This window comes from Actinoplanes sp. CA-015351 (assembly GCF_050955685.1).
Taxonomy (GTDB): Bacteria; Actinomycetota; Actinomycetes; order Mycobacteriales; family Micromonosporaceae; genus Actinoplanes.
In genome coordinates this window covers 5,357,849-5,378,728 of record NZ_CP192102.1, presented here as the reverse complement: position 1 = coordinate 5,378,728, position 20,880 = coordinate 5,357,849, and the positions used below count along the sequence as shown (strand labels likewise).

Below are 20,880 nucleotides of genomic sequence, written 5' to 3'. Positions count from 1 at the left end.
GATTGCAATTTGCCGGAAGAAGGGCACATGGGGGCGGGCTCGCCGCATCTGATCGGTTGGTCCGATGATGCCGTCGCCGACTCCGTGCTGGCCGTGATCGACTCCGAAACGGCGGTCATCGAGTTCTCGGCCTGGGGCGACTGGGACCGTGCGCTGTCCACACAGGCACGGATGGTGCTGGACAAGTGTCTCGCCGAGCACCCGACCGGGATGATCGTGGACCTGCACGAGCTGCGCGACGCGCAGGCGGTCAGCGCGTCGCTCTGGCTGACGGCCTGCGCTCAGGGTGCCGCCATGCGGCCACCGGTCACGGTCGCCGTCTGCCTGAAGGCGAACGCGCCGCTGGCCCGCCGTCTGCGGCGTCTCGGCGCCCGGGACTGGCTGGTGCTCCACGCGACCGTGGCGCAGGCCCGCGCCGCCCTCGCCCGGCCGCATCCGACGCCGGGCCGGATGCATCTGGCGCTGCCACCGGATCCGGGCGCCGCGCTGCTGGCCCGCGCGCTGGTGAACGACGCCTGCCAGGAATGGGACCTGCAGCACCTCTGCCACCGGGCTCGCCTGGTCATCTCCGAGCTGGTGGTGAACGCGGCCGAGCACGCCGGCTCGGACATCGAGGTGATCGTGTCGATGCGCGGATCGGGCCCGTCGGCCGCACTGCACCTGGCCGTGTACGACGGTGACCTGATCCTGCCGAGGGTCCGCGACCCGGTCGCCGGCCCGCTCGGGCCGTCCCTGGTCGATCGAGGTCTCGGGTTGCGGATCGTGAACGCGGCGGCGTCGGCCTGGGGCGCGCTGCCGGCCCGCAGCGGCAAGCTGGTGTGGGCGATCGTCCGTGCCCGTCCCGAGGAGATGACGTGAGTCTTCCTGGAACTCGCATCGCCGGGGAACGTGACGGCGACCGGCTGCTGATCACGCTGCACGGCAGCCTGGACGCCATGTCGGCGACGGCGTTGCAGTCCCAGCTCTACGACCTCACGCAGGTCCACGACCTGCTCGGGCTGGGTGTCCCGGTCCGGGCGATCCACATCTACCTGGCCGGGGTGGACTTCTGCGACGCGGCCGGGCTGCGGATGCTGGTCGCGGCCCGGCGGGTCGCCGAGGCGCGTCAGGCGACCTGCCACCTGCACGCGCCGCAGCCACACCTGCGGTGGCTGCTCCGGGCGACCCGCGCGGCCGACCTGTTCCACCTGCACTAATCCCAGCTGCGGGCCTCGCGGTCGAACAGGTCGCCCTCGCTCTGCACCGGCACCACGCAGAACAGGTGGCCGCCCGGCGCCCGCAGCGTCTGGTGGCCACCGTTGTCCACCTCGACGACAGCGCCGAGCGCGATCAGCCGGGCCGCCTCGGCCGCGACGTCGTCGGTCTCGATGTCGAGGTGGTACCGCGGGGTGTCGTCGACCGCCTGCACGTCCACGGCCAGGCCGGGGAACGCGCCGGTCAGGGCGATGAACTCCTCCTCGCCGGGTACCGGCTTGGCGGTCGAGCCGAGCGCCGCCGACCAGAACGTGGCGGCGGCGCCGGCGTCGGCGAGCGGGGTGTCTATGAAGATGCCGAAGAGGCGGCTGCGATGCATACCGCGACTCTACGTATACATACTGTCCAATTGCGACTGATAACGCTTCTCTACAACCCTGCGACGGAGCTTGAGAGAAGGGGTCAGGTCGCCGCCCTCGATGTCCAGGTTCTCCTCGAGGACCACGAACTTCTTGATCGTCTCCCAGGAGTTGAGCGTCGGGTTCAGCTCGCCGAGGCAGCGGGAGATCTCCTCGTGGAGCGCGGCCGACCGGGCGATCTCGGCGTGCGACGCGTCCGCCAGGCCGTGGGTGGCAGCCCACTTGCGGGCCTCGTCCGGGTCCAGGTCGATCAGGGCGGTGATGAACTTGCGGTTCTCGCCGTGCACCACGACCTGGCCGGCGAGGGAGCAGACGCCCTTGAACCGGGCCTCGATCGCCTGCGGTGCGACGTACTTGCCGTTCGACGTCTTGATCAGGTCCTTCTTGCGGTCGGTGATCCGTAGCGAGCCGCGGGCGGTGATCTCGCCGATGTCGCCGGTGTGCAGCCAGCCGTCGACAAGCGTGACCGCGGTCGCCTCCGGGATCTCGTGGTACCCCTGCATGATGCCGGGACCCTTGAGCAGGATTTCGCCGTCCTCGCCGAGCCGCACCCGGGTGCCCGGCAGCGGCAGGCCGACAGTGCCGTACTCGGGCCGGTCCGGACGGTTGAAGATCGTGGTGGCGCAGGACTCGGTGAGGCCGTACCCCTCGGCCACCGGCAGGCCGATCGCGTCGAACCACTCGGCGATCTCCGGGGACAGGGCGGAGGCGCCGGAGATGAAGAAACGCATCCGGCCGCCGAAACGGTCGCGGACCTTGGAGAGCACCAGCCGGTCGGCGATCGGCAGCAGGACACCGCGCCGCTTGGCGACCCCGATGGCCCAGGTGTAGAGGCGAGCCTTCAGGCCACCCTCACGTTCCATGGCCGCGGCGACGCCGGCGTACACCTTCTCGAAGATCCGGGGGACGGCCGGCATGATCGTCGGGCGTACCTCGGTGAGCCGTTGCACGATCTTGCTGACGTCGCCGTCGACGGCGAACTCGAAGCCCACCGAGAGCTGGCAGGAGAGCAGCGCCTTGCCGAACGCGTGGGAGAGCGGCAGCCAGAGATAACCCAGGTCGTCGGGGTGCACGATGCTCATGGCCTGGATGGCGAGGCCCTGGTAGACCCAGGCGTCGTGAGCGATCCGCACGCCCTTGGGCAGCCCGGTCGTGCCGGAGGTGTAGATCAGGGTGGCGAGGTCGTCCGGTCCGATCGCTGCTGTCGTCCGGGTGACGAGGTCGCGGTCCTGGTCCAGGGCCCGGCGCCCGCGCTCGCGCAGAACCGCCAGCGAGAGAGCGCCCTCGGCCTCGCCGTCGATCAGGATCGCCTGCTCGACAGGGGAGCCGTCCGCGAGAATCTTGGCGAGATGACCGGCGTTCTCCACGACCGCGAACCTGCTGCCCGAATCGGTGAGGATGTGCAGCACCTCCTCGGGCGAGGAACTCGGATAAACCGTCGTGGTCGCGCCGCCCGCGCACATCACCCCGAAGTCCGCCTCGATCCACTCCACCCGGGTCGCCGAGCAGATCGCCACCCGGTCCTGCGGGCGCAGTCCGAGATCGATCAGGCCGGCCGCGATCTCGGTGACCGCTTCCGCGGTCATGGCCCAGGTGCGCGAGACCCAGCGTCCATCGGCGCCGGGCGTGCGATACGCAGGACCATCAGGGGTACGCGCGGCGCGGTCCAGAAACATCGCGCCGAACGAGGACGGACTGTCTCGTCGCAGCTCGGCGACGAGGGCTTCCTCGGCGGCCGGCGCGGCGCACTCCTGGGCCATCAGTTCTCCTTCGGGTGTGTCACGTCCACCATGCGGCAGAGCCAGCTGGAAAGTTCGTCGACGAGCAACGAGAGATCGGGGTCCGGGCCGGCGTCCAGCGCGTCCGAGGCGCTCTGCCGCAGAGCGTGGATCGCACCGAGGTACGCGCTGAACGGGACTTCTTCGTGCGTACCCGGGAAGCGCTCGGAGCGCAGGTCGCGCACGAAGCGTGCCAGATCGGTGAGTGCGGCGCGGCGGCGCTCGCGCGCCGCGCGTCCCAGGGCGTCCATCTCCACCTGGAAGGCGCGGGCCGCGACCAGGTCGCGTTGCAGGGTGCCGAGGTACGACGTGACGAAGGCGCGCACGCAGCCCGGCCAGTCGGAGCCGGCGGCGCCGCTGTCGGCCAGGTGGCGCAGGAAGACCGCGATGAAGCGGTCGTAGGCCGCGTAGACGCAGGCGTCCTTGTCGGCGAAGCACGCGTAGAACGCGGCCCGGGACACCGCCGCGCGGGAGCAGATCTCGCGCACCCCGAAGCCTCGGTAACCCACGCCGGCCAGCAGCTCGGTCGCGGCGATCAGCATCCGCTCGCGCTGGGCGGCGGTCACCTCGTCGCGGCTCAGCACGTGCCGGCCGCGGGGCAGCGACGGCGGCGTGGTGAAGACGACGCCGCTGGTGATCTCCTCCAGCACGGGGCGGGTCCTTATTCGTTCCTATTCAAGTACGCGATGTTACTTCAATTTTGCCACGCTGTTCTCGCGTCACTGGACAAGCCCTCGATCTCGGCCCGGCAGGATGGGAACCGTGACAGAAGATCTGAAAATCGCACAGACGGCGGCGCTCGCCGGAGCCGAGATCGCCCTCCAGCACTTCGCCGCGGTGGCCGACCTGCCCCGCGAACTCAAGGCCGACGGGTCGGTCGTGACCGTTGCTGATCGGGCCGTCGAGACGGCCATCCGCGCGGTGCTCGGCGAGGCGCGGCCGGACGACGCGATCCTCGGCGAGGAGCACGGCGCCACCGGCAGCGACAGCGGGCGGCGCTGGATCATCGATCCGATCGACGGGACGGCCCTCTTCGTCGAAGGCGACGACCGATGGCTCGTGCTCGTGGCCCTCGAGGAACAGGGCGCGATCACCGCGGGGGTCGCTGTCGTTCCGGCGCGGTCGCGCGTCTGGTGGGCCGCGCTCGGGACCGGAGCGTACGAGGGAAGCCTCCGGGACTCGGGCATCGTGGATCCGGTGCGGATCTCGGTGGCCGGAGGGGCATCACCAGCGCTGGATGCGGCGACGCTCGGGGTCGTACCCGATTGGGGGCGTGAGCCGGCCGCCGCGCTGATCGCTCGCGCGGATGAGCGGCCCTGGCCGCTGCATCCGCCCCTGCTCGTGGCGCGCGGTGATCTCGATCTGGCGGCGCAGACCAGCGGGCAGATCTGGGATTTCGCGGCGACGTCGCTGATCGTGGCGGAGGCCGGTGGCGTCTACGCCGGCTTCGACGGTAACGAGCGGCCGGGCCCGGGAGCGTCGATCTTCGCTCGAAGTCGGGAACTACGGGACGAAGCTCTGAAATTCGTCGGCGGGGGCGGTACGGTCCGGAATGGTTCTACTGGGCGGTAACCGTCGTTTAGGAGTTTTCCGTGACTCACGTCCGCAGGTGGCTCGGTCTGGCCACGGCCGCGGCCCTGCTCGTCTCCTCCGCCGGATGCGGTGGCAACGACGATGACGAGGCGAGCACCAGTGCGAGCACGTCGGCGACCGTCAAGTCGTACGAGAAATCGGTGGCCGGCGTCGTCGAGGCGTCCGAGGCGTTCCTCGCCACGCTTGACGACGACCAGAAGGCCGAGGTGCAGCTCGAGCTCACCGAGGAGAACGCGGTCGCGTGGTCCAATCTGCCGTGCGGGTCGACGTGCCGGCCCGGTATCGCGTTCTCCGATCTTGATGAGAGTCAGCTGGCGGCTGCCAAGAGCGTGTTGAAGACGGCGCTGGGCGCGGAGACGGATTCGGGGTACGCGCGGGTGGAGCAGTTGCTGCTCGCCGATGATTATCTGGCGGATGCTCAGGGGTCCTCGTCCTCATCCTCATCCGGTCCTGGCGGTGGGATGTCGGGTGGTCCTGGCGGGGGTATGTCCGGCGGTCCGGGTGGCGGCATGTCGGGTGGTCCGGGCGGGGGCATGTCCGGCGGCCCGGGCGGCGGCATGTCGGGTGGCCCTAGTGGCGGCAGCAGCAGTGGTGGTGGCATGGGTGGTTACGGCAGTGGCCTCTACTACCTGGCCTTCCTCGGTGCGCCGAGTGTGACCGGGACCTGGCAGCTGAACTTCGGCGGGCACCACTTGGCCGTGCACATGACGTACAAATCCGGAAAAGTCACCGGAGCGTCGCCGTTCTTCGTCGGGGTCGAGCCGACCAGTTGGACCGACGACTCCAGCACCACGCATGCCCCGCTCGCCGACATGAAGACGGCGCTGCTCGCCATGACCGGCAGCCTCAGCGCCGCCGAGCAGAAGAAGGCGAAGCTCAGCCAGACCTTCACCGACGTGCTGGTCGGGCCGCAGGAGGACGGGCAGTTCCCGGAGACCAAGCAGGGACTTGCGGTCAGCGGGCTCACCGACGCCCAGAAGAAGCTGGTTCTCGCCGCGATCGCACCGTGGGTGGCGGGCGCCGACGACGCCACGGCCACCGCGTTGCTCGCGACGTACGAGGACGAGCTGGACAAGACGTACATCGGCTGGTCCGGCACGACGGCTCTGGAAGCGCACGCCGACTACGTACGCATCGACGGCCCGAGCGTGTGGGTGGAGTTCGTCTGCCAGAACGGCATTGTCATCCAGGACCAGATCCACTACCACACCGTCTACCGTGACCACACCCGTGACTACGGCGGCGAGTTCTCCTTCTCATGATCATTCTGTTCTTCGTGGCGGCGGCGCTCCTTCTCGGGGCGCCGCCGCCGGCGTATGCGCACCCGATGCCGGATTCCACTGTCGTCCTGGAGGCGGGGGAGTCGTCGGTCTCCGCTTCGATCCGGATCCCCGCTGAGGAGCTGATGCTCGCGAGCGGCGCTGACGTCCGGTCCTATCTGGGCGCTCACCTGCGGCCGGTCACGGAAGGTGGCGTGGCATGGCAGGTGTCGGTCGATGCGGTGGAGACGGAGTCGTCCGGTTCGTACCGTGAGGTGATCGCCTCGGCAACGCTGACCCCGCCGGATGGTGGGCCGGTGGAACGGTTCGTGCTGGGGTACGACGCTGTGGTGCACCAGGTGGCCACGCACGTGGTAATGGTTTCGGTGCGGGGCCCGGGAGGGCTGCGCGAGATCGGCGAGGTCCGGATGGACAACCACACGATGACGGTGCCGCCGATGGTGGTGGATGTCGGCGGGCCAGGGGTGTTGACGGCAGGGTTGCGCGCGGGTGCTTCGCAGCCGGCGGGGTTGACGGGGCCGGCGGGTCTGGCGGGTCTGGCGGCGGCGGCCGTTGTGATTGGCGGGTCGTGGGTGCTCGTGTTCCGGCGAAGGCGCACGCCGGCCGCCTGACGGCCGTGCAGCGACGCCGGCCGGGTGACGGCCGTGCGGCCACGCCGGCCGCCTGACGGCCGTGCAGCCACGCCGGCCGGGTGACGGCCGTGCGGCCACGTCGGCTGGCTGACGGCCGTGGAGCGGCGCCGGCCGGCGGCCGTGGAGCGGCGCCGGCGCTTTGTGGCCGGTTGAGCAGGCGCCCAGCGGATCTTGAGCGACTTTTGACCGCCGGTGGTGCAACATCGCTCAAGATCCGGCGGGCCGGGCCGGGCCGGGCCGGACGGGACGCGACGGGACGGGGCGGGCCGGGCCGGGCCGGGACGGGGCGGCTAAGGGCGGTGGCCTGCCTCGGCTATCGGGTGCCAGGCGGCTGCCAGGATTGCTGTCATTGCTGCCGCGGCCAGCCAGAACGGGGTTGTCAGGCCCCACGCCTGTGCCAGCAAGCCCCCGATCAGGGTTCCGACGGCCGCCCCTCCGGTCTCCAGCAACGCGTAGACGCTGCCCACCCGGCCCAGCAGCCGGTTCGGGACCAGGCGCTGGCGGAGCGACGACGTGATCACGCCCCAGACCACCGTCTGTACGCCGAACAGCACCAGCACCGCGCCCGCCACCCACACCCGGGTCGTCGTCGCCAGGACCACATGGGTGGTCACCTCGACGACCAGGCCGGCGCGCAGGACCGCCGCCGCGCCGAAGCGGGACGTCACCCGGGATGCCAGCGCCGCGCCGATCAGGCCGCCGATCGCGAACGTGGTCAGCAGCAGGCCGTAGCCGACGTCGGAGACGCCGAGCCGGTGCCGGGCGTAGAGCACGAACACCGCGAACGCCGCACAGAACGCGATGTTGCCGAGACCCATCGCGCCGGCGAGCGTACGCAAGAGGCGATCTCCATGCAGAAAGCGCAACCCTTCCGCGATGTCCTCGCGCAGGGAGCGACGCGGCACAGCGGACGAGACAGCGGGCGAGACAGCGGGCGAGACAGCGGGCGAGACGCCGGGGGAGGGCAGGGAGAAGATCAGGGCGGCGGAGATCGTGAAGCTCAGCGCGTCGGCGCCGAACGGCACGGCCGCTGCCACGCCGAACAGCCACGCGCCCAGAGGCTTCGCCGCGAACTGGTTGGCGACCGTGAACGTGGCGCTGAGCCGGGCGTTCGCGCGCGGCAGATCCTCCGGCGCGACCAGCTGGGGCAGCATCGCGCCGGCGGCTGTGTCGACCAGGGTCTCGCCGGTGCCGAGAACGAACAGCACCAGATAGATCAGGACGACTGAAGCGAACCCGAAGCCGACCGCGACGGTCAGGACGGCCAGCGCTGCGGCCCGGCCCAGATTGGCCGCGACGATCAGGCGACGCCGGTCGAGCCGGTCCGCGAAAGCGCCGCTGAGCAGCGAGAACAGCAGCCAGGGCAGCTGCTGGGCGAAGACGCCGCCGGCGATCAGGATCGGGTTGCCGGTGACCGAGGCGAGCAGCAGCGGGCCGGCCACCATGGTGAGGCCGTCGCCGAGATTGGAGACCGCCGAGGCGGTCCAGAGACGGTTGAAGCCCGCGCCGAGGCGCGGGAGGAGGGTACGCAAAACAGCTCCTCGAGCCAGGAGGGAAACGGTCGTCGAGAACCGCTCCACTCACGAGGAGCTACAGCCGCGTGGCGGGTCAGCGGGCGGCGAGCCCCATCGAGCGCGAAGCGGTGACCGTGACCGGGCTGAGGCGCATGTCCACTCCTGACGACGAACGGCAGAGGCCCCGGGAGAGACGACCCGGGGCCCCACAATATCAAGCGTTGTAGCTGTTCAGGAATGCCAGCAGATCGTTGTTGAGCTGGTCCTTGTGGGTGTCGGTGATGCCGTGCGGCCCACCGGCGTAGACCTTCAGCTCGGCGCCCTTGACCAGCGCCGCGGACGCCTTGCCGCCGACCTCGAACGGCACGACCTGGTCGTCGTCACCGTGGATGACAAGCGTCGGCACGTCGAACTTGGCGAGGTCGCCCCGGAAGTCGGTGGCCGAGAACGCGGCGATCGACTCGTACGCGTTCCGGTGCCCGGACGCCATGCCCTGCAGCCAGAACGAGTCACGCGGTCCACGCGCCACGTTCGCGCCGGGCCGGTTGTTGCCGAAGAACGGGCCGTCGGCGAGGTCCCGGTACAGCTGCGAGCGGTCGGCGAGCGAGCCGGTACGCAGGCCGTCGAATACCTCGATCGGAACGCCGCCCGGGTTGTCGTCGGTCTTGAGCATCAGCGGCGGCACCGCGGAGACGAGCACGGCCTGCGCGACCCGGGCGGTGCCGTAGTTGCCGATGTACCGGCTGATCTCGCCGCCACCGGTGGAGAAGCCGATCAGCGTGGCGTCACGCAGGTCCAGGTGGTCGATCACCTCGGCCAGGTCGGCCGCGTACGTGTTCATCTCGTTGCCGTGCCAGGTCTGCGTCGACTTGCCGTGGCCACGCCGGTCGTGGGCGATCACCCGGTATCCGTTCTCGGCCAGGAAGAGCTGCTGAGCCTCCCAGCTGTCCGAGTTCAGCGGCCAGCCGTGGCTGAGCACGACCGGGCGTCCGGTGCCCCAGTCCTTGTAGAAGATCTGGGTGCCGTCGGAGGTCGTGACGAAGCTCATGTGGATCCTTTCCGTTCGGCGGCGCACCGAACCGGCGCCACCGGATAGGGAAATTCCACCATCGCGGACGAGTGGAAACCACGCAGGAAATTAGGCAGAAGTAAGCGCGGCCAATTGCGCACGGGCGAGCGCGATGCCCTTCTCGAAATGCGTCTCCTCGAGCAATTCCAGCGCCAGAGTCAGCGAGGTACGCGCAGCGTCCGGCGAGCCCAGCGCGGAACGGGCCCGGCCCAGCGTCAGGTGGACCTGCCCGGTGAGGCTGTTGTCGCCGGTCTGCTGGACCAGCGGCAGCGCCAGTTCGGCCTCCCGCAGCGCCTCCTCCCAGCGGCCCAGGTCGGCGAGGACCTCCCCGGCGAAGGTGTGCGCTCCGGCTCGGGCGCTGGTGGCCGGCCGGGGTGAGACGGGACGTAGCTCCACCTCACGGCTCGTCGCGGCGAACATCTCCAGGGCCTCCTCCTGCCGTCCCATCGCGGAGAACAGCAGACCCATCCCCTGGAAGTGCTGGATGTACGCGTCATGGTCACCGACCTGATCGGACAGTTCCTGCGCCCGCCGGTAGAGCGGCAGGGCACGATCGAGCTGCCCGGCGAAGCGGGAGGCGGTGCCGGCGTAGGTCAGCGCCCAGGCCTGCTCCTTCACGTCGCCGATCTCGACGGCCAGGTCGTACCCCCGCATCGCGATGTCGGCGCCCTCCTCCGGCCGCCGCGCCGCGTGGGTGGCCGCCCAGGCCAGGTAGTTGAGGTGGGTGACCTCCTGGTGGCGGTCCGGCAGCTGGGCGGCGGCGGCCCGGGACAGGCCGTAGACCTCGTACCAGCCGGCCCAGAAGACCATCGAGTCGGAGAACCAGTGCAACGCCTCGGCCACGTCGACGACGAGCTGGTGCCGTCCGGCGTCAGCCGCCCAGCGCAGCGCGCCGAGCCAGTTGTCCGCCTCGGAACGCAGCCACTCGCCGGCGTCCGACTCGGTGGCGAGCGGCACCAGGCCGTCGTAGTCGTCGGGGCGGCTGCCGTACCCGGGTTCGAACCAGCGGCCGGCCACGATCGCGGTCTCCAGCAGCCATGTCATCAGGCGGTTGCGGGTTTCCGCGCGTACGCCGGAAGGCTCTTCGGTGTTGAGTCTTTGCGCGGCGTAGAGGCGGATCAGATCGTGGAAACGGTAGCGGATCCAGCCGTCCGGCTCGGGCATCAGCAGGCCCAGCTCGACGAGTTCCTCGAGGCCGTCGACGGCCTCGTCCGGCCCGATCTCGGCCACCACCGCGGCGATCTCCGGGGACAGGCAGACGCCCGGCACGTGCCCGAGACGCCGGAACAGCGCCCGGGCCGGTCCGCTGAGCTGGGCGTGCGAGAGGGCGAACGCGGCCGCCACCCCGGCGTCGCCGACCGACAGCGCGGCGAGCCGGCGGTCGGCGTCGGCGAGGCGGGTGACCAGGTGCCCGACGGTCCACCCGGGCCGGGTGGCGAGCCGGGTCCCGGCGATCCGCAGCGCCAGCGGGAGGTGGCCGCAGAGCAGCGAGACCTGGTCGACCTCGGGTCCGACGGCCTGCGCGGCGATCGCGCCGAGCAACTCGGCCGATTCGGCGGGCGCCAGCGGGGCGAGGGGTAGCCGGAGCACGCCTTCCAGGCCGCCGAGCACCCGGCGGCTGGTCACCACGGCCACGCTTGCGCCGTCACCGGGGAGCAGCGGGCGTACCTGTGCCTCGTTCGCGGCGTTGTCCAGCACCAGCAGGCAGCGGCGTGAGGTGAGCGCGGCGCGCAGCTGGCTGGAGCGTTCCTCGTTGGTCTCGGCGATCCGGCGCGGGCTGACCTCCAGGGCGCGCAGCAGCCGGACCAGGGCCTCGCCGACCTCCATCGGGGTGGCGTCGACGCCGCGCAGGTCGAGGTAGAACTGCCCGTCCGGGAACCGGTCCTTCAGATCGCCGGCGAGCCGCAGCGCGAAGGCGGTCTTGCCGAGCCCGGCCTGCCCGTGCACCACCACGACCGGGGCGGGGCCGGGTCCCTCCGCCGCGAAATCCAGGAAAGCCCGCATTTCGGCGGCCCGGCCCACGAAGTCGGTCACCGCCCGGGGCAGCTCGCAGACCCGGGGCCGCCCGGCGGTGGTGCGGGTCCGCTGCTCCTCGGCCGCGTCCTCCAGCTCCCGCAGGTTCGCCGGGTCGAGACCGAGCCCGCCGGCGAGCGCGGTGAGCGTGCGGGCCTGCGGGGCACGGCTGTGCCCGCGCTCCATGTCGCTGATCGCCCGGCCGCTCACCCCGGACGCCGCGGCGAGCTGCTCGATGGTCAGACCGGCGGAGCGGCGGAGGGAACGAAGGCTTGCACCGAACGAGGACACCCCACTACTCAATCAAACGATCTCACCCGGCCGCATGCAGGGTGATCGTCGTCCAGATGCCCACGTGCACCTGGTCGCCGTCCTTGAGCGTGCGGGTCTGTCCGGCGGTGAGCGGGGCATCCTCGTCGTTGATGTACGTCCCGTTCGTCGAGCCCAGGTCGGAGACCAGCCAGTCGCCGTCGATCGTGAGGGTCAGCAGCGCGTGGTGGTGCGACACTCCCGGGTCGTCGGAGAGGTCCAGGTCGGGTTCGATGCCCTTGGACGAGCTGCGCCGGCCGATCCGTACCTGCGGCGGCGGGAGCGGCACGGTCAGCCGGGGGGCGTCGTCCGGGAACGTGACACCCTCGACGTCGTTGGCGTCGAAGTAGTCACGGTCCGCGAAGACCGTCCCGGTCCAGCCGGTGACCGGCGCACCGGGCAGGCTGTCGAGCTGGGGTGCGCGGCCGGTGTCGTGGTCGTACCCGCAGTCCTCACAGAAGCGGCCGCCGCGAGGGGTGCCGCAGTGCGGGCACGACGTTTCGGATATTTCCGGAATTTCGGCGATCACCGCGACCGGCGCCGCCGCTCCGATCTTCGCCCCGCAGACATCGCAAAAATCGCTCTCCGACGACTGATGCCCCTTCGGGCAAACCCAGGAACTCACTGAGCCCGCCCCACCCGCACCGTCTTCGTCGACCGGGTGTCCAACGCCATCTCGTCCTCAGCGTTGACCTTTCGCCGCAGCCGCACCGTCCCGGTAGCCGGATCCTCTATCTCCACGACTTTGGCGAGCAGCTCCGACGTGGCCGTGTTCCCGCTGGCGTGCGCCAGCTGCGCGGCCCGGCCGAACTTCAGCGTCGCCGTGTGATCGTCACCGGTCTCCCGGGCGGCCAGGCCCTCCTGGATCGCCGACGCCAGCTCGGCCTGCCCGGTGTAGTGCGCCACCTGCCGGTTGATCCGGGTGGACAGCGCCGTGTCGTCGGTCCACACCGCTTTGACCAGCGACTGCGAGTGCACGGTGTCCCCTTCGACGACGGAGACCCGGGCGGCGAGCATCTCGTCACCGGCCGCGCCCGGCGTCACGTCCACGCAGATGTGGTAGTCACGGCTCTCCTGACCCCAGGCGCCGAGGGGGTATCGGCCGGCCCGCGGACCGTCCTCGACCCGCTTGCCGGTCAGGTCGGTCACCTGCGGCTCGACCTGTTTCACGAACCGGACCGTGGTGTTGACCGGTGTCCAGACCTTGAGTTGCACGTCGGCGCTGGTCTTGCCCATCGCGGTGGTCATCATCTGCTGGAACGCGGCGGTCAGCTCGATCGGCCGGGCCACGATGTCCACGGTGCCCAGCAACGCGGTAGCGATCTTGCGGAGTTCGGAGACCTTCCAGTTGGTGCCGACACCCCGGCAGTCGACGCTGAACCGGCCGGAGATCGACTCCAGGACCTGTTCGAGGTACCCGTACCGCTCGCCGTTGTCACCGTCGGTGAGCAGGATGGCGTGCGCGATGTCGCCGGGACGCTGGGCGAACAGCTGTGCCGCGAGCAGCAGCCACGCGCCCATCGCGGTGCCGCCGGAGGCCTGGAGCCGGTCGATCGAGCGCAGCGCCGCGGCGCGGGTCTCGGGCGACGCGACCGCGAGCCGCCCTGGTTCCGGGAAGAGCTGCTGTGCGGTGCTCACCCCCGCGATGATCGCGAAGTGCACACCGTCGTCGATGCATTCCACGGCGGCTTTCGCGGCCTGCCGGGCGGCACCGATCCGGCCTTCGGCCTGCATCGATCCGGATGCGTCCACAATGATGATCTCGGTGGCGCCGGCCGTGCGGACGCCACCCGCCGCGCCGGTCGACGTGACCGTGACGATCGCGTTGACCTCGCTCGCGCCCAGGGGGAGAAACTCGTTCTGGAACGCCTCAGCGGTGTACGACACTCGAACTCCCTCAGCTTTCGTCGACGGCGTGAACCGGGACCAGTGCGACAGTGATGTTGTCCGCGCCGCCGGCCGCGTTGGCGAACTTCACCAGCGCCCGCGCGGCGTCCAGCAGCGTGCTGCCGGCGGCGATGCTCTCCCGCACGGTCTCGGCGAAGGCCGCCGGATCCGGCAGGTAATTCCACAGCCCGTCGCTGCACAACACCAGCAGCCCGTCGCTGGTCGCGGTGAACGCGCCGACCCGCGGCATGATCGGCCCGGCATCCGCACCGAGCCAGGCGGTGATCGCATGAGCGCGCGGATCGTCCATCGCCTCGATCGGGTCGGCGCCCAGCTTGACCATGTGGGTGGCCCAGGAATCATCTTCGGTGAGCTGCTCGGCGGGCCCGTCCGCGCCGAGCCAGTAGATCCGGCTGTCACCCACCCACCCGAATCCGACGTGCGGTCCGCGCACCGCCGCCGCCACGATCGTGCAGGCCGGGTTCGACGCCGCCCTCCGCGGGTCGCCCGTGTGCGCGAGCGAGACCACGGCTTCGGCAGCGCCGGCTATCGCCGCCGCCACAACTCCGGCAACAGCGACAGCAGACTCATCGGTGGAGATCTCCAGCGGCTCACCGCCGGCTTCCTTCTCGGGTACGCCCACCGCGCCCCCCGGCTCAGAAGAACCGAGGCCGCCCAACTCGTCTCCAACGGCATCGCTATCCCCGCCACCACGGCCACCGTCGGGCCCACCGGAGTCGCCTCCCTCGCCGGACAAATCCGATGTGTCGCCCGTGCCGGTCAAATCGATGGTGGCGTCCGACCCGAGCCCGCCCGCCGCCGGTGGATGCTGGGCGGCGGCGAGCAACTCCCCGGCCGTGCGGGCCGCGATGTCGGAGGCGGCGTCCGGATCGAACGACGCCGACACCCCGTCGCAGACCACCACGTCGGCGGCCGCGTCACCGACCGCCAGCCACATGGCGTCCTCATTGCGGTGGTGCCGCCGCCCGCGGTCACTCACCGCCGCGGCGACCACGCCGCCGTCCGCTTCGATGTGATCCCGGGGCCGACCGGCCAGCATCCCGCACTCCTCGCAGTACCCGTCGGCGCCGACCGTCCGGCCGGCGCCGCAGTGCGGGCACCCCCGCCGGCGCCCGGACGACGGCCGAGAATCGCCGTCCGCACTCGGCCTGCCGCCCGCACTCAGCCTGCCTTCCCCCGCGGCCCCGCCGGAAGTAGCCGAACCATCGATTTCCACGCCACTTCCGGCTTCCCCAGCACCGTCGACAATGGAGCCGGAGCCGGAGCCGGAGCCGGAGCCGGAGCCGGAGCCGGAGCCGCTGGAGCCGCCCAGGCCCGAGCCGGAGGCGGCCGAGCCCGAGCCGCTGGAGCCAGCCGAGCCGCTGGGGCCGCCCGGGCCGGTGGTGTCCAGGTCGGCGCCGGCGGAATCCAGGTGCCGCCCGCAGGCCTCGCAGAAGGCCGCGCCCGCCGCCCGCTCATCCGCGCACGCGACGCAGTCCATAACGATCATCGATGCCTCTTTCACGTCCGCGTCCGGGGCCGTGCCGCGTTGGCCTGGTCGACCAGGCGGATCTTCTCCGGCCCATGGGCGGCTCGGGCCATCTCCCGGTACGCCGCCTCCAGCGCGAACCGTACGTCCCGCTCCCCGGCGGTGCCGCTCCCGGGCCGCCCGAGCACCGCGACCGGAACCTTGACGCCGGCGGTCAGCGTGCCGAGAGCCTGTTCGAGCAGTTCCGCGCGGAGTGCCGCGAGCTGCGCCGCCTCCACCTTGAGGCGCTCGATGAGCTGGGCGGCAGTGGTCAGCGCGTCCACGTCGACCCGGGCCGACGGATGCGGCCGGACCAGCGCGCGGATCGCGCCGACCTGCGAGCCGGAGTACGCCGACGACGTGCCCGGCACCCGGTTGTAGGCCTCGACAGCACCGGCCCGGTCCCCGGCGGCGAGCCGGCAGCGGGCCAGACCGGCGGCGGCCGTGGTGTACGCCGGATCGGTCCGGCTGACCACGTCGTAATGGGTCAGCGCGGCATCCCGGTCACCGGCCAGCTCGGCGGTGAACCCGAGGGCGAGCTGCGGCGCCAGTTCGCCGGGCAGCACCGACCAGACCGCGTCGAACCGGTCCCGGGCCCGCCGGTGATCACCGGTGGCGAGCGCGAGCAGCCCGTCGAACCAGGCCACCCGCCAGTCCGCGCCGGCCGACTCGGCGAGCAGCGTACGGAACGTGGCCGCCTCGTCGAACCGCCCGGTACGCGCGCCGAGGTCGATGTGCGCCCGCAGTTCCCGCAACCGCACCTCAAGGGTGTAGTGCGGGGCCTTGCCGAGCAGCGTGAGCACCTCGGCGGGGTCGGTCACGGTGACCGAGGCCAGGAACGCCGCCGCCGGGTCCCCGAGGTCGATCATCGGCGTGGGCAGGTCCTGCCACCGCACGCCGTCCGAATGCGGGTCCGTCCGCAGCTCGCCGGTGAACAGTTTCGACGGGGCAGGCCGAGCCTCCCCACCGGCCGCGAGCACCTGCCGCAGCACCCCGAGCATCTGGTCGGTCATCTCGGCCGCGTCGACGAACCGGTCCGCCGGATCCGCGCTGGTGGCCCGGTCGATGAGCCGGTAGAACGCTTCGTGCCGCACGTACACGTCGAACGACTGCCGGTCCGGCAGGCTCTCCTTGAACGTGCTCTGATAACCCCGGAAGTCGGTGGTGAGCACCGCGAGGGTCCGGCCGATCGTGTACAGGTCGGATGCGATCGACGGCCCGGCCGTCGCCATCTCCGGCGCCTGATAACCGATCGTGCCGTACAGCGCCGACTCGTGGTCGTCGATGTGCACGACGCCGCCCAGGTCGATGAGCCGCATCTGGTCGCCGGACTGGATCACGTTGTCCGGCTTGAAGTCGCAGAAGATCAGGCCCCGGTCGTGCAGGTACCCGAACGCCGGCATGATCTCCAGGACGTACGCCAGCGCCTGGTCCACCGGCAGTGGCGTGGAGGCGGCCTTGAGCAGGTCCTTGAGGGACTTGCCGCCGACGTACTCCATCACGATGTACCCGGCGCCGTCGTGCTCCACGAAGTTGTAGATCTTGACGATGTTCGGGTGCTCGACCTCGGCCAGGAACCGGCGTTCGGCGACCGCGGCGGCCAGGGCGTCCTCGTCGCCGGAGTTGAGCAGGCCCTTGAGCACCACCCACCGGTCCGAGACGTTCTTGTCGACGGCCAGGTAGATCCAGCCGAGGCCGCCGTGCGCGAGCGGGCCGGCCACCTCGTACTGCCCGGCGACCAGGTCGCCCTTGGACAGTTTCGGGGTGAAGTTGAACGACTCGCCGCAGTTGGCGCAGAACCCGGAGGTGCGGCCGGGCCGGTCACCGCGGCTGCGCCCGACCTGGGCGCCGCACTTCGCGCAGTACCGTTTCGACTCCGGCACCTCGCCGGCACTCATCACGGCGGTGGCCGGGTCGGCCTGGACGATCGGCGCGATCTCGACGAGCCCGCCGCCGAACCGCCGCCGCGTCTGGCCGCGCGAGCCGCTGCGCGCGCTGGCGCCGGTCCGGGTCGACAGAGCCGACGACCGGATCGAGGAGGACCCGTTCACCCGGGGCCGCGGCATGGTCGGCGCGGACAGCGCAGGCGCGGACGCCACGGGCCCGGTAACCGCCGGCCCGGTAACCGCCGGCCCGGAGACAGCGGAAACGGCCGGGGCCATGCCGCAGGTGTCGCAGTACCCGTCCTCAAGCGTGCCGGGACAATTCCGCTGGCATCTGGTCACCGGGCATCCCTCGCAGCGATCGTGGTCGACAGAGCCTCCTGGTACGCGCCGACCGCCGCCCGCGCCGTGCTCAGGTCGCACGGCGCCTCGTAGAGCGCGGCCCGCGCCGCCTCGGCCAGCGGCGTCAGCACGGCGTCCTCGCCGAGACCGCGCCGCAGCGCTTTCGCCCGGTACGCGTCGAGCCGCCCACGCAGCTCAGCACGCTCGGCGAGGAGAGCGGTGTTGTGCGCGGCAGCCGCCCGTAACGCGGCCAGCCGCTCGTTCGCCTGCCGGTTCCACCGGGCGAGACGAGGCGCGATCAACGCCCACTGTCCGGCGGCGGCCAGCGCCTCGATCGCCGCGAGTTCGGTTTTCGGGTCGGTCACGCGTACCGAAGCGATGGCGGGCCCGGGGAAACGCCCGGCCGCGAGTTGCCGCGCAGCGTCCGCGGCCCGCTGGGCCGTGCCGATCTCGGCCGTGAGCGTTCGCGCGTCGCGCAACCGCTGTTCCAACCAGGCGCGCAGCTCGGTCGCGGAGGTCCGTTCCGCGTCGGCCCGGGTGATCAGGTCACGCACCCGGGCCAGGATCGACGGGTCGGCACTGAGCGGATCGGAGGCGAGCGTGCCGGTGAACGCGCCGAGCAGGCGGTCCGCGTCGTCGAGCAGCGGACCGGAACCGAGCGCCCGGGCGTGTGCCAGCGCGGCTGCGGCGTCGGCGGCGCCGGGCAGCAGCCGCCGCCACCGGTCACCGGCCCGGGAGACGACGTCGACGGCGGTGCCGAACGCGGCCTCCATGGCGGCGAGCAGATCGCCGGGGGAGCAGACCGTGCTGACCTGGCCGGCGCCGGTGAGACCGCGCTGCGCGAGCGGAACCGTGCTGGTGGAGAGCGTGATCGAGCCGCCGAGGACCAGGCGGGTGAACGCGGCGGCGTCGACCCGGCGGGCTCCGCGCAAGGCCCGGGCCTCGGCGATCAGCTCACCGAGACGCCGATGACCCTGCCAGAGCTGGGCGAGGGCGTCCTCGGCGTCCGCCCAGGCGATCGCGGTCTGCCCGGTCAGCCGGGTGGCGCCGAGTTCCTTGCGGTCCGGGTTCTCGTCGAGCTCGACCAGGTTCGCTGCCATCGCCGCGACGGCGCTCTCCAGTCGCTCGAGTTCGATGTCGGCGCGGGTCAGTGCGGGATCGATCATCGGTATCGCGCCGCCGGTGGCTGGGCCGGGCCGAGCGTGCCCAGCCATTTGTCGTAGGTGGCCTTCCAGGTGCCGTCCCGGCGGCTCTGATCGAGGACCGCGTTGACGAACCGGGTGAAGTCGGGGTGCTGTTTCGAGATGGCGACAGCGTACGGTTCCTCGGTGAACCGCGGGCCGACGACCTTGGCGAACGGGTCCTGGGCGGCAAGACCGGCCAGGATCGTGTCGTCGGTCGAGATCGCCACGACCTCGTTCTGCTGGAACGCGACGAGGCACTCGCCCCAGCCGTTGCGTGCCGTCGCGGCGGTGCCGGCTTTCTGCAGGTTGGCCAGCGACGTCGAGCCGATCGCGGCGCAGACCTTCTGATCCTTGAGGTCGTCCAGGCTGTCCACCGAGGAGTCCTTGGCGACCAGCAGCTTCTGCCCGGTCACCAGGTACGTGGTGGAGAAGTCGACCTGCTGCCAGCGGGCGCAGTTCGCGGTCATCGTGTTGATCACCAGGTCGACCGTGTCGGTGCCGTCGTTGAAGATCGTGGTGCGGTCGGCATGCGGGATCACCCGGATCTGCAGCTTGGTCTCGTCGCCGAAGATGGCCTTCGCGATGAGCTTGCCCATGTCGATGTCGAAGCCCTCCACCCGCCCGGTGAACGGGTCGCGCGAGCTGAACAATGGGCTGTCCTGGCTGGTGCCGAGGACGAGCCGGCCCCGTTTCTGGATGGTCTCCATGTAGCTCTTGGCCGGCATCTTCCCCGGCGCGGGGGTGGCGCCGGCCGGCCGGAAGCTGGCGCGGGCGTCGCAGTTGACCTTTTCCGGGGCTTTCACCTCCTCCGTGGTCTCCACCGGCACCGGCGCGGCCTGGGGAGGCACATCGTCCGTGCACCCGGCCAGGAGCAGGACCAGCGCCATTGCTCCGACAGCGATCCTGGTACGCATCAGCGGTACTCCTCCAGACGCGCGCGCAGCCCGAGCGCGGCCAGCACACACGCCACGAGCACCAGCAGCGGCGCGAGCACGGTCAGCGCGCCGAGACCCCGCCCGGCCTGATGGATCTCGTCGTCGAAGACCGCGCGACGCTTGTCCAGAGCCTCGTCCAGGGTGCCGGTGAGCGCCGCGAACGCGTCGGTGGACTCCTGACCGACCGCGAGTTTCACTGCCGCGTCGTAGTCACCGTTGTCGTCCAGCTCACGGACCTGCTCGTGCAGCGCCAGGTAGGCGTCGTGCTGGGCACGGGCCTGCCGCATCAGCCCCGCTTCCTTGAGCAACTCCGGCTCGTCGAACGTGAGCCGGGCCTGCGCCGCGGTGAAGTCGTCCTCGTGCGGGCCGTCACCGGCCCGGGCCGCGAGTGTCAGAGCCTCCGAGGCCCGCTCCCGCAGCGCGAGGATGCGCCGCTCGGCGAGCGTGGTCACCGGCACCGAACCGTCCTCGCCGGCGCTGCGCAGATGGTCGCGCTGCAACGCGAACAGCACGCCGGTCGCGGCCACCAGCAGCACGGTCAGGCCGGTCGCGGCGACGAGCGGCAGGTTGAAGGTGCGCCGGGTGGTGCGGCTCAGATAGACCTGGGTGGCCACGAGCGCACCGGTCAGGGCGACCACCAGGACCAGGAGCAGGATCAGCCACCAGGAGCTGCGGGCGACCTCGTAACCCGCGTCGACCTCGCGGGAGGCGAACTGGAACAGCGACTGCGCTGTCGGCTGCAGCGTCTGCTGATTGAGCTCGGAGGCGGTGGCGAGGTAGGACGCGCCGACCGGCAGTCCCTGCCGGTTGGCGGCGCGGGCGGTGGCGACCAGCGCGGCGTAGCGGGTGGTCCCGGCCGCGAGGGCGTGCACCGCCTCTGCCGCCTCACTGCCCTCCGGGGTACGCCGTGACGCCGAGGTGAGGGCCGTGCTGACCCGGGCCAGCCGTTCTTCGTACCGTGCGGTGAGGGCGGCCGGCTCCAGGCCGCCGGCGAGGAACGCCTGCGCGGCGATGGTGTCCGCCTCGGCCAGCGAGGAGTAGATCGTCTCCGCCTCGGCGAGCAGCGGCTGCGCCCGATCGCGCAGGTCAGCGGTGCCGGCCGCGGCTGAGGTGGCGGTCAGCCCGGCGACCAGGCCGGTCAGCGCGCCGAGGACCAGGAGCAGGACGAGCAGCAGCTGCAGCCGGCCGGGAGAGGTGTGCCGCAGCTGGCCGGCCCGGCGCAGCGCGCCCCGGCTCCCAGGAGCAGGGCGTTGCGCCAAGAGTGTGGTCAAGCGGGCCTCCGTGTCGTCCACCCTCCACTGTGAGACACCCGCGCAACCG

General features: G+C 71.3%; 18 protein-coding genes. 5 read left to right on the top strand and 13 right to left on the bottom strand.

Annotated elements, in window-relative coordinates:
* The first annotated feature begins 27 nt into the window (after window positions 1–27).
* Window positions 28–858: an ATP-binding protein gene (locus tag ACQP2E_RS24660; RefSeq protein WP_433825311.1), complete on the top strand. Its 831-nt coding sequence runs from the start codon at window positions 28–30 to the stop codon at window positions 856–858.
* On the top strand, window positions 855–1,196 hold the full coding sequence (locus ACQP2E_RS24655) for an STAS domain-containing protein (RefSeq protein ID WP_433825310.1): 342 nt from the start codon (window positions 855–857) through the stop codon (window positions 1,194–1,196). The genes ACQP2E_RS24660 and ACQP2E_RS24655 overlap by 4 nt, the downstream gene beginning before the upstream one ends.
* On the opposite strand, the gene ACQP2E_RS24650 is transcribed toward ACQP2E_RS24655, so the two are convergent.
* From ACQP2E_RS24650 to ACQP2E_RS24640, 3 genes are read right to left on the bottom strand one after another with little or no spacing between them, the layout of a single operon-like run.
* Window positions 1,193–1,573: a VOC family protein gene (locus ACQP2E_RS24650; protein ID WP_433825309.1), complete on the bottom strand. Its 381-nt coding sequence runs from the start codon at window positions 1,571–1,573 to the stop codon at window positions 1,193–1,195. The two genes, ACQP2E_RS24655 and ACQP2E_RS24650, sit on opposite strands and share 4 nt — an antisense overlap.
* 9 nt (window positions 1,574–1,582) lie before the next feature.
* The gene (locus tag ACQP2E_RS24645; RefSeq protein ID WP_433825308.1) at window positions 1,583–3,373 is read right to left on the bottom strand and encodes an AMP-dependent synthetase/ligase; all 1,791 of its coding nucleotides are present in this window, start codon (window positions 3,371–3,373) and stop codon (window positions 1,583–1,585) included.
* Window positions 3,373–4,041: a TetR/AcrR family transcriptional regulator gene (locus ACQP2E_RS24640; RefSeq protein ID WP_433825307.1), complete on the bottom strand. Its 669-nt coding sequence runs from the start codon at window positions 4,039–4,041 to the stop codon at window positions 3,373–3,375. Before ACQP2E_RS24640 ends, ACQP2E_RS24645 begins: the two co-directional genes overlap by 1 nt.
* A 112-nt stretch (window positions 4,042–4,153) precedes the next feature.
* On the opposite strand from ACQP2E_RS24640, the gene ACQP2E_RS24635 reads away from it, so the two are divergent.
* The 3 genes from ACQP2E_RS24635 to ACQP2E_RS24625 are packed head-to-tail and all read left to right on the top strand — an operon-like array spanning window position 4,154 to window position 6,875.
* Window positions 4,154–4,963 carry an inositol monophosphatase family protein gene (locus ACQP2E_RS24635; RefSeq protein ID WP_433825306.1) on the top strand — a complete coding sequence of 270 codons (810 nt, stop codon included), beginning with the start codon at window positions 4,154–4,156 and terminating at the stop codon, window positions 4,961–4,963.
* Window positions 4,964–4,983: 20 nt separating this feature from the next.
* Window positions 4,984–6,246 carry a DUF3500 domain-containing protein gene (locus ACQP2E_RS24630; protein WP_433825305.1) on the top strand — a complete coding sequence of 421 codons (1,263 nt, stop codon included), beginning with the start codon at window positions 4,984–4,986 and terminating at the stop codon, window positions 6,244–6,246.
* Entirely contained in the window at window positions 6,243–6,875 is a 633-nt protein-coding gene (locus ACQP2E_RS24625; protein WP_433825304.1) for a hypothetical protein, read from the top strand. Before ACQP2E_RS24630 ends, ACQP2E_RS24625 begins: the two co-directional genes overlap by 4 nt.
* Before the next feature lie 311 nt (window positions 6,876–7,186).
* Here the strand turns inward: ACQP2E_RS24625 and ACQP2E_RS24620 are convergent, their stop codons facing one another.
* The 10 genes from ACQP2E_RS24620 to ACQP2E_RS24575 all read right to left on the bottom strand — a co-directional run bounded on the left by ACQP2E_RS24620 (window position 7,187) and on the right by ACQP2E_RS24575 (window position 20,831).
* Window positions 7,187–8,341: an MFS transporter gene (locus tag ACQP2E_RS24620; protein ID WP_433834032.1), complete on the bottom strand. Its 1,155-nt coding sequence runs from the start codon at window positions 8,339–8,341 to the stop codon at window positions 7,187–7,189.
* 283 nt (window positions 8,342–8,624) lie between these two features.
* Window positions 8,625–9,458 carry an alpha/beta fold hydrolase gene (locus tag ACQP2E_RS24615; RefSeq protein ID WP_433825303.1) on the bottom strand — a complete coding sequence of 278 codons (834 nt, stop codon included), beginning with the start codon at window positions 9,456–9,458 and terminating at the stop codon, window positions 8,625–8,627.
* Window positions 9,459–9,548: 90 nt separating this feature from the next.
* Window positions 9,549–11,783: a tetratricopeptide repeat protein gene (locus tag ACQP2E_RS24610; protein WP_433825302.1), complete on the bottom strand. Its 2,235-nt coding sequence runs from the start codon at window positions 11,781–11,783 to the stop codon at window positions 9,549–9,551.
* A gap of 22 nt (window positions 11,784–11,805) precedes the next feature.
* Entirely contained in the window at window positions 11,806–12,426 is a 621-nt protein-coding gene (locus ACQP2E_RS24605; RefSeq protein ID WP_433825301.1) for an FHA domain-containing protein, read from the bottom strand.
* Complete coding sequence (locus ACQP2E_RS24600) at window positions 12,423–13,688, bottom strand: VWA domain-containing protein (RefSeq protein ID WP_433825300.1); 1,266 nt, start codon at window positions 13,686–13,688, stop codon at window positions 12,423–12,425. Before ACQP2E_RS24600 ends, ACQP2E_RS24605 begins: the two co-directional genes overlap by 4 nt.
* A 10-nt stretch (window positions 13,689–13,698) precedes the next feature.
* Window positions 13,699–15,198, bottom strand: a complete 1,500-nt coding sequence (locus ACQP2E_RS24595) for a PP2C family protein-serine/threonine phosphatase (protein ID WP_433825299.1) — start codon at window positions 15,196–15,198, stop codon at window positions 13,699–13,701.
* Between the two features lie 11 nt (window positions 15,199–15,209).
* Entirely contained in the window at window positions 15,210–17,441 is a 2,232-nt protein-coding gene (locus ACQP2E_RS24590) for a tetratricopeptide repeat protein (protein WP_433825298.1), read from the bottom strand.
* Entirely contained in the window at window positions 17,438–18,607 is a 1,170-nt protein-coding gene (locus ACQP2E_RS24585; protein ID WP_433825297.1) for a hypothetical protein, read from the bottom strand. The genes ACQP2E_RS24590 and ACQP2E_RS24585 overlap by 4 nt, the downstream gene beginning before the upstream one ends.
* Complete coding sequence (locus tag ACQP2E_RS24580; RefSeq protein WP_433825296.1) at window positions 18,604–19,539, bottom strand: glutamate ABC transporter substrate-binding protein; 936 nt, start codon at window positions 19,537–19,539, stop codon at window positions 18,604–18,606. Before ACQP2E_RS24580 ends, ACQP2E_RS24585 begins: the two co-directional genes overlap by 4 nt.
* Window positions 19,539–20,831, bottom strand: coding sequence for a hypothetical protein (locus tag ACQP2E_RS24575; RefSeq protein ID WP_433825295.1), 1,293 nt, complete (start codon window positions 20,829–20,831; stop codon window positions 19,539–19,541). The genes ACQP2E_RS24580 and ACQP2E_RS24575 overlap by 1 nt, the downstream gene beginning before the upstream one ends.
* Window positions 20,832–20,880 lie beyond the last annotated feature (49 nt).

What these genes read in the sequence shown, in the direction of transcription:
- ACQP2E_RS24660 (WP_433825311.1), top strand. Translation starts at nt 28, where the DNA reads ATGGGGGCGGGCTCGCCGCATCTGATCGGTTGGTCCGATGATGCCGTC.
- ACQP2E_RS24650 (WP_433825309.1), bottom strand. Translation starts at nt 1,573, where the DNA reads ATGCATCGCAGCCGCCTCTTCGGCATCTTCATAGACACCCCGCTCGCC.
- ACQP2E_RS24645 (WP_433825308.1), bottom strand. Translation starts at nt 3,373, where the DNA reads ATGGCCCAGGAGTGCGCCGCGCCGGCCGCCGAGGAAGCCCTCGTCGCC.
- ACQP2E_RS24625 (WP_433825304.1), top strand. Translation starts at nt 6,243, where the DNA reads ATGATCATTCTGTTCTTCGTGGCGGCGGCGCTCCTTCTCGGGGCGCCG.
- ACQP2E_RS24620 (WP_433834032.1), bottom strand. Translation starts at nt 8,341, where the DNA reads ATGGTGGCCGGCCCGCTGCTGCTCGCCTCGGTCACCGGCAACCCGATC.
- ACQP2E_RS24615 (WP_433825303.1), bottom strand. Translation starts at nt 9,458, where the DNA reads ATGAGCTTCGTCACGACCTCCGACGGCACCCAGATCTTCTACAAGGAC.
- ACQP2E_RS24595 (WP_433825299.1), bottom strand. Translation starts at nt 15,198, where the DNA reads ATGATCGTTATGGACTGCGTCGCGTGCGCGGATGAGCGGGCGGCGGGC.
- ACQP2E_RS24585 (WP_433825297.1), bottom strand. Translation starts at nt 18,607, where the DNA reads ATGATCGATCCCGCACTGACCCGCGCCGACATCGAACTCGAGCGACTG.
- ACQP2E_RS24580 (WP_433825296.1), bottom strand. Translation starts at nt 19,539, where the DNA reads ATGCGTACCAGGATCGCTGTCGGAGCAATGGCGCTGGTCCTGCTCCTG.